We start from the raw sequence: 8,366 nt of genomic DNA on the forward strand, positions 1-8,366 counted from the left end.
TTGATTATTGCGCTTATTGTAGCTTTAACAGGAGGAGATCCTAATAAAGTACCTATTATATAAAAAAAGAGTGGTCAGAATTTCTTCCGACCACTTCTACCTATTTTGGCGACTTTACTATATTACTATTGAATATTTAATAATTTTTTCCACCAAGGACGCTTGTCTAGTTCTATATCATTTCCGTAGCCGTAGCCATAACCATAGCCATAACCATAGCCACCATATCCCTTAATAGTTGTTGTGTCATTTAGAATGATAGACATATTAGGTAACTTGTTTTCTTTATGAAGATCACTAGGTAGTTTTAACATGCGTTTATCCAGAAAGTTCGCTCTTGCTACATAAATGAAAGTATCAGCGTACTTAGCAATTAAAAGAGTATCTGTGACTAAGCTGACAGGTGCTGTATCTACAACAATATAGTCAAATTGTTGTTTGAGTTCTTTGAAAAGCATGTTTATTTTATCCCCCATTAACAATTCCGCTGGGTTAGGAGGGATTGTTCCTGCGGGTAATGCATATAGATTGTCGTATCCTGAGACTTTAGTTATATATCCATTTATGTCCGATTCTTTACGAAGTAAGAAGTCAGAGAGTCCCTTGTGAGGTAAATCTAAATAATCATCTAATCTCGGATTTCTCAAGTCCATTCCGATCAGTAATATTTTTTTCCCAGATAGCGCAATAGTAGCTGCAATGTTAACAGATGTAAACGTTTTTCCTTCTTTAGGAAAAGTAGAAGTCAAAAATATTGTTTTAGCCTTTCCTTCTGGTACTGAATTAAGCATAAATTCAATATTCGTGCGAATAATACGCAAGGCTTCTGCTGTACTGCTTCTGCTAGTAACATCTATAATTTGTTCATTATCGAAGGAATGAGGTATATCTCCCAAAAACGGAATACTGATATTATCTTCGATATCTGCCCTGTTTTTAATTTTAGTATCTAATAGATTGCGTAAATAAATAATCGCGAAAGGTATGAGTCCACCTATAATTAAGGCAGCCAACAAAATAATTGCTTTTTTAGGAGAAACAGGATTATCTGTACTTTTTGCATAATCAATTACCTTCGCATTTTGTTCTGTTGCAGCTAAGGCAATTGCTGTTTCTTCTCTCTTTTGAAATAAATACAAGTATATTGCTTCCTTTACCTTTTGCTGTCTGTCAATAATTCTGAATTCTCTTTCTTGTCTTGGAACTTGAGCTAATTTAGATCTCAAATCTTTTTCTTTACTTTCTAATTCTTTGTTTGTTATTGATAGAGATTTTTCGAGTCTGATTAAACTTTCTTGAACCGATAATTTCATAGAAGAAATCTGATCATCTAACCTGATTACTGCGGGATTTAAGCCTGTGGTACTTGTACTTAATTTATTTCGCTCTAAAACTAAAGTATTGTATTGTGTAATCAAGCTATTTGATCCGGGATCAGAAGAAATAATGTTTCCTGGTAGAATTTCATTCGGTTTACTGTTTTTTAGAAAATCAATTAAAGAAGAAACCACTTTTAATTCTGTTTCATTTTCAATAATCTGTTTTTCATACACGTTAGCATTTTGTAAATAAATGCCTAATTCAGTAGGAATATCAGTAATTTTATTTTTTTCTTTATAGTTTTCAACTGTTTTTTCGACATCTCCTAACTCTTCAGTAATTAATTGTAATCTGCTGTCTATAAAATCTGAAGTTTTTTCAGAAACGAAACGTTTATCTGCTACTCCAGAGTCATTGTATAAAGTGATTAGGTTGTTTAAGTAGTCAATGGCTTTAGATGGTGTTGCGTCAAGTAAAGATAACTCTAAAACACTTGATAGTTTGTCAGTAGGAATGATTTGTATATTATTGGTGTACGTATCTACCGTTTTAGCAATGGGAGATATAATAACGGTAATATCTTTAAATGTTTCTTCTTTTTCAGTATCTTCTTCTAGATTTTTTAGGGTAGGTTGTGGTTTAGGATCATTTTTAGTCACAACTAATTTGCCTAAAGGAGTTTCAATAATATCTTCATAATTAAAAGTTCCGATATTATTTTTATTTTCATCAAGCAAAGTGAAAGATTCTGGGAGAATATCTTTAACAAAAAACGAATAAGATATATTGTCGAAATCGAAAACACGCTCTATAAAATTAAAACTTATAGGACTGTTATTGTATAATTCGCTTTTTACTACTCTTCCCTCATTGATATAAGCGATGTTTAATTGTAAACGACGAACCGTTTTTTCTGCTAAATTTCTGGATTTTAATATTTGTATTTCATTTTCGATATTGCTTTTTCCTCCAGAAAATAATCCTAAATCCGAAAAAGCAGCCATTTCAGAAGCTATACCGCCTCCTCTTTTCTCGTCTTTAACAATAATGGTGGTATTTATTTTATATATCTTTTCTGAATACCTTAGATAAATAAAAGCAATTGCCAAAGTAATAATTACGCTTATAATAAACCATCTCCAATGAATGAGATATTTTTCAATTTCTTCGCGGATATTTATATTGGAATTTTCTGAATTTTCGAATCTGTTATTTTCCATATCAATTATTTAGTGGCAAGAGCGATGATTGTAACTAATAAAGACAAAGCAGAAAGTCCTACACTGATGTTAGGTCCCACAGAAGAAGAATTTACTCTTGTTTTGTTAGGTTCTACGTAAACAATGTCATTTTGATTAAGATAGTAATAAGGAGAAGTCATAAAATCAGCTTTAGTCATATCAACTCGGATAGGGATTCTTTGTCCGTTGACTTCTCGAATAATTAAAACATTACTCCTTCTTCCATAGATAGTTAAATCTCCCGATAGTGCAAGGGCTTCAGAGAGAGTCAGCCGTTCGCTGTTGATTGAGTGAACTCCGGGTCTATTTACTTCTCCTTGAACAGTAACTTTAAAGTTCATAATCCTCATATTTATTATAGGATTAGAAATGTAGGCACTTATTTTATTTTTTAACATTGAGACAGCATCGTTTTTACTCAATCCACCTAATTTAAGTGTTCCTAATACAGGAAAATCAATATTGCCATTGCTGTCAATTAAATATAATTGTTGTTGCAATTGTCTGTTACCTGCCGGGTTATCCGGGTTTGTGGTCATAGTACTCATTAAGTTGAAAGGTTCTGCGGCTTTTATATCTTCGGCAGAAACTATAATCATTAATAAATCATCAGGTCTTAATTTAGTTTCGAATTTAGTACTGTCTAATGAATCTCGAAGAAGTACTTGCTCAGCATTTTGGTAATAGACATACTTGTCTTTAGAAGCACACGACATAAAAAGTGTTAAGACACTTATAAGTAAGGTGGTTGAAGTTAATATCTTTTTCATTTTTTTTTTGCAAATATATGATTTCTAAATATTGAAAAAAATTTAGTGAAGAGTTAAACGAAAAATAAAACTTTAAAATTCTAATTTTTTCTTTCTCAATTCAAAATTCTGACCTAAGTAAACTTTTCTTACCATTTCATCTTCTGCTAATTCCTCTGGAATACCAGCCTTTAGAATACCGCCTTCAAACATTAAGTAGGTTTTATCTGTAATGGCCAGAGTTTCCTGAACATTGTGATCGGTAATTAAAATCCCTATATTTTTATTCTTTAGTTTGGCAACTATGCGTTGAATGTCTTCAACAGCAACAGGATCTACACCGGCAAAAGGTTCATCTAACAGGATGAACTTAGGGTCTGTAGCTAAAGCTCTGGCTATTTCAGTCCGTCTTCTTTCTCCTCCTGACAATAAATCTCCCCGATTTGTTCGGATGTGTTCTAAACTAAATTCCTCTATTAACGACTCCATTTTTTCAATCTGTTCTTTTTTAGAAAGTTTAGTCAGCTGTAGCACGCTTAATATGTTGTCTTCAATACTTAACTTTCTGAAAACAGAAGCTTCCTGCGCTAAGTATCCTATACCATGCTGGGCTCTTCTATACATGGGAAAATCTGTAATATCAGTATTGTCTAAATAAATATGACCGCTATTAGGTTTTACTAATCCAACAATCATATAAAAAGAGGTGGTTTTTCCAGCGCCGTTTGGACCTAATAACCCTACAATTTCTCCTTGATTTACCTCTACAGAAACACCTCTAACTACTTTTCTTTTTTTATATATTTTTACGATATTATCCGCTCTTAATTTCATTTAAATAATTTATGAATTAGTAATTTCTGTAGATTTTTTTTCATCTAAAGAAGGTTTCTTCTGTACGAATTTAGAAATATAAATGCTAATTTCATACAAAATTAATAAAGGAATTGAAACAATTATTTGGCTGATTATATCTGGTGGGGTAATAACAGCTGCAAGTATAAGAATTAAAACAATAGCGTATTTGCGATATTCTCTCAAAAACTGTGGAGATACTAACCCCATTATTGATAGAAAATAAATAATAATTGGCATTTCAAAAACTAACCCGCAAGCTAAAGAAGTGGTTTTTACCAAACCGATATAAGAATTTATATCAATCTGATTTTTAATTAAACTGCTTACCTCTAAGTTGGTTAAAAAATTAATAGATAACGGAGTAATTACAAAATAACCAAACAATACTCCAATAAAAAACAGTAGAGATGATATTACAATAAAAAACTTAGCATACTTTTTTTCTTTTTTGTACAGAGCAGGGCTTATAAATTTCCATATTTCCCATAATATAAAAGGTACAGATATAATAAAGCCGGCAGTTATAGAGGTCCATATTAATACAGAAAACTGTCCATCCATAGTCCTGTTTTGAATTTCAAAAGGCAATTCTTGCTGACAAAAGCTATCGTCGAAATTAAATTTTTTAGCGATTTTACAAAAAAAGCGATACGTAATAAAGTTTGAATTTTTAGGAGCAAAAATGATTTTATTGAAAATAAAATCATTAAAAATAAAAGCGATAATCCCTCCCCCTAATATAAAGGCAGAAGCACGAATCAGTAACCATCTAAGTTCTTCCAAGTGGTCCAAAAAGGACATTTCTTTATTTTGTTTATTTGTTTTTGCCATATCTTATAGTATACCTTCTTTTAAAATATCGTGTAAGTGAATAACTCCCTTATAATTATTATTTTCAGTTACTAATAACTGGGTAATGGCATTGTCTTCTAAGATAGATAAAGCTTTAGAAACATGTTGGTCTGATTCAATAGATTTAGGATTTGCAGACATAATATCTTTTGCCGTAATATTTGTTAAATCACTGTTAGTTTGAAGCATTCTTCTTAAATCACCATCAGTGATAATGCCTATTATGCTTTTGTTGTCATCAATTACGGCAGTAACTCCTAATCTTTTTTCTGATATTTCCACAATCACATCTTTGATGCTGGATTTTGGAGACACCTCAGGTTTGTTTTGATTGTTTAAAATATCTTTTACTAGTAAAAGTAATTTTTTACCTAATGCCCCTCCCGGATGATACTTTGCAAAATCATCAGGACCAAATTTCCTCATTTCTATTAAACAGGCAGCTAATGCATCGCCTAAAACCAATTGTGCAGTGGTACTGTTCATCGGAGCCAGGTTGTTGGGATCTGCTTCTCTGTCAACTTTTGATAAAAGGACAAAATCTGCGTTTTTGCCTAAAAAAGAATTTTCATTTGCAGTAATAGCAATTACTTTGTTACCGTATCTTTTTAGCAAAGGAGTAAGTACTTTTATTTCAGGACTGTTTCCGCTGTTTGAAATGCAGATTATACAATCGTCAGATTGTAACAGACCTAAATCTCCATGTACAGCTTCGGAAGCATGCATAAATAAAGAAGGGGTTCCTGTAGAATTAAAGGTAGCTACAATTTTTGCTCCGATTAAAGCGCTTTTACCTATTCCTGTAACCACAACTCTGCCCTTGCAGTGTAGAATAGTTTCTACAGAATCTGCAAAATCATTATTGAGATAAGATATTAGTTTTTTAATGCTTTCACTTTCAGATAATAAGGTGTTTTTTGCGGTGTTTAATATACTGTTTGTTGTGTTCAAAACGATGGAGTGTTAAATATTTAGGTTTAAATCAAAGATTATTTGTATCTTTAGGTACTGCAAATTTATGTAAAATACCATACAAAAATAATGAAATCAACTGAAATTGACTTGCACAGGGAGTTAAAGAGATTTTTTGGCTTTTCACAGTTCAAAGGTCTTCAGGAAGAGGTTGTCAAAAGTATTATTTCAGGACATAATACTTTTGTAATTATGCCGACAGGAGGAGGGAAATCTCTTTGTTATCAATTACCCGCATTGGTTTTAGAAGGTACAGCAATAGTGGTTTCACCATTAATTGCTTTAATGAAAAACCAAGTAGACGCTATTCGGAGTCTATCTACAGAACAAGGAGTAGCACATGTTTTAAATTCATCTTTGACAAAAACGGAAATTAACCAGGTTAAAGAGGATATTAAAAAAGGCGTAACCAAGCTACTATATGTAGCGCCGGAATCATTGACAAAAGCAGAATATGCAAATTTTTTAAAAGAAGAAAAAATCTCTTTTGTTGCTATAGATGAAGCGCATTGTATTTCTGAGTGGGGGCATGACTTTAGACCAGAATATAGAAACTTAAGAAATATTATAAGACTGTTAGGGGATATGCCGATTATAGGGTTAACAGCTACAGCTACGCCCAAAGTACAAGAAGATATTTTAAAAAACCTTGAAATACCGGATGCGAATGTGTTTAAAGCATCTTTTAACAGACCGAATTTATTCTACGATATACGACCTAAAACAAAAAATATAGAGGCTGATATCATACGTTTTATCCAGCAATATAAGGGGAAATCAGGAGTGATTTATTGTTTGAGTAGGAAAAAAGTAGAAGAAATAGCCCATGTTTTGCAGGTTAATGGCATAAGTGCTGTACCCTATCATGCAGGATTAGATGCTAAAACCCGGGCAAAGCATCAGGATATGTTTCTGATGGAAGAAGTTGATGTAGTAGTAGCAACCATTGCTTTTGGAATGGGAATTGATAAGCCGGACGTGCGTTATGTGATTCATCACGATATTCCAAAATCATTAGAAAGTTATTATCAGGAAACCGGAAGAGCCGGAAGAGATGGAGGTGAAGGATATTGTTTAGCCTACTACTCGTATAAAGATATTGAAAAATTAGAGAAATTCATGGCAGGTAAGCCTGTAGCAGAACAAGAAATTGGTTTTGCTTTGTTGCAGGAGGTAGTGGCGTATGCTGAAACTTCAATATCCAGAAGGAAATTCTTATTGCATTATTTTGGTGAAGAGTTTGATGAAATAAATGGTGAAGGGGCGGATATGGATGACAATGTCCGCAATCCAAAACAAAAAACTGAAGCTAAAGAAGAGGTTGTTAAACTATTGAAAGTAGTACAAGATACCAAACAAGTTTATAAAACTAAAGAAATCGTTTTTACATTAATTGGAAAAGTAAACGCTTTATTAAAAGCAAACAAAACAGATGCACAGAACTTTTTTGGATTCGGATCTGAGAAAGATGAAAAATACTGGGTGGCTTTAGTTAGACAAGTATTAGTAGCCGGATTACTTAAAAAAGATATCGAATCTTATGGAGTGTTAAAACTGACCGATGCAGGGATGGGCTTTATAGACAAACCAGTGTCATTTATGATGACTGAAGATCACGAATACGTAGAAGGAGAAATGGAAGTGGGAACTGTAAGGACTTCTAATGCATCTGACGAAGTTTTGGTAGCGATGTTAAAGGATTTGTGTAAAAAAGTTGCTAAAAAAGCAGGAGTTCCACCTTTTGTAGTATTTCAGGAACCTTCCTTAGAAGATATGGGGTTGAAATATCCGGTTACTTTAGAAGAAATGGCGAATGTACATGGAGTTAGCGAAGGAAAAGCTAAAAAATACGGACAGGAATTTGTAGAATTAATTAAGAAATATGTTGAAGATAATGATATTATTCGTCCTGATGACTTAGTGGTTAAATCAACAGGAGCTAATTCTGCCTTAAAACTATATATTATTCAGAGTGTTGATAGAAAGTTATCTTTAGAAGACATTGCACGAGCTAAAGGGTTAGATATGGGTGCGCTGCTAAAAGAGATGGAACAGATTGTGTATGCCGGAACTAAATTAAATATTGATTACTGGTTGAATGAAGTTTTAGATGAAGAACAACAAGAAGAAATATACGATTATTTTATGGAAGCCGATACAGATAATATTAAGGTAGCCATGGCGGAGTTTGACGGAGATTATGATACGGAAGAACTTCGTTTGATGCGAATACAGTTTATAAGTAAAGAAGCTAATTAAAAAAGAGGTCATAGACTAGAAGTGGTCGGAAGAAATTCTGACCACTCTTTTTTTATATAATAGGTACTTTATTAGGATCTCCTCCTGTTAAAGCTACAATAAGCGCAATAATCAA

6 protein-coding genes are annotated in these 8,366 nt (G+C 32.8%); 1 reads left to right on the forward strand and 5 read right to left on the reverse strand.

The window, feature by feature from the left end:
- Positions 1-125 precede the first annotated feature (125 nt).
- The 5 genes from C8P70_RS13285 to C8P70_RS13305 form a co-directional block, all read right to left on the reverse strand.
- Positions 126-2,540 carry a GumC family protein gene (locus C8P70_RS13285; RefSeq protein WP_133713794.1) on the reverse strand — a complete coding sequence of 805 codons (2,415 nt, stop codon included), beginning with the start codon at positions 2,538-2,540 and terminating at the stop codon, positions 126-128.
- A 5-nt stretch (positions 2,541-2,545) separates the two neighbouring features.
- The gene (locus tag C8P70_RS13290; protein WP_133713795.1) at positions 2,546-3,331 is read right to left on the reverse strand and encodes a polysaccharide biosynthesis/export family protein; all 786 of its coding nucleotides are present in this window, start codon (positions 3,329-3,331) and stop codon (positions 2,546-2,548) included.
- Between the two features lie 72 nt (positions 3,332-3,403).
- On the reverse strand, positions 3,404-4,144 hold the full coding sequence (gene lptB / locus C8P70_RS13295; protein ID WP_133713796.1) for an LPS export ABC transporter ATP-binding protein: 741 nt from the start codon (positions 4,142-4,144) through the stop codon (positions 3,404-3,406).
- A 9-nt stretch (positions 4,145-4,153) separates the two neighbouring features.
- Complete coding sequence (gene tatC / locus C8P70_RS13300) at positions 4,154-4,999, reverse strand: twin-arginine translocase subunit TatC (RefSeq protein ID WP_243832719.1); 846 nt, start codon at positions 4,997-4,999, stop codon at positions 4,154-4,156.
- Positions 5,000-5,002: 3 nt separating this feature from the next.
- Positions 5,003-5,971 carry a KpsF/GutQ family sugar-phosphate isomerase gene (locus tag C8P70_RS13305; RefSeq protein WP_133713797.1) on the reverse strand — a complete coding sequence of 323 codons (969 nt, stop codon included), beginning with the start codon at positions 5,969-5,971 and terminating at the stop codon, positions 5,003-5,005.
- Positions 5,972-6,061: 90 nt separating this feature from the next.
- Between C8P70_RS13305 and C8P70_RS13310 the strand changes: the two genes are divergently transcribed.
- Positions 6,062-8,251: a RecQ family ATP-dependent DNA helicase gene (locus tag C8P70_RS13310; RefSeq protein ID WP_133713798.1), complete on the forward strand. Its 2,190-nt coding sequence runs from the start codon at positions 6,062-6,064 to the stop codon at positions 8,249-8,251.
- Positions 8,252-8,366: the final 115 nt, after the last annotated feature.

The sequence above is a fragment of the Myroides indicus genome (assembly GCF_004364575.1).
GTDB classification, from domain to species: Bacteria; Bacteroidota; Bacteroidia; order Flavobacteriales; family Flavobacteriaceae; genus Flavobacterium; species Flavobacterium indicum_A.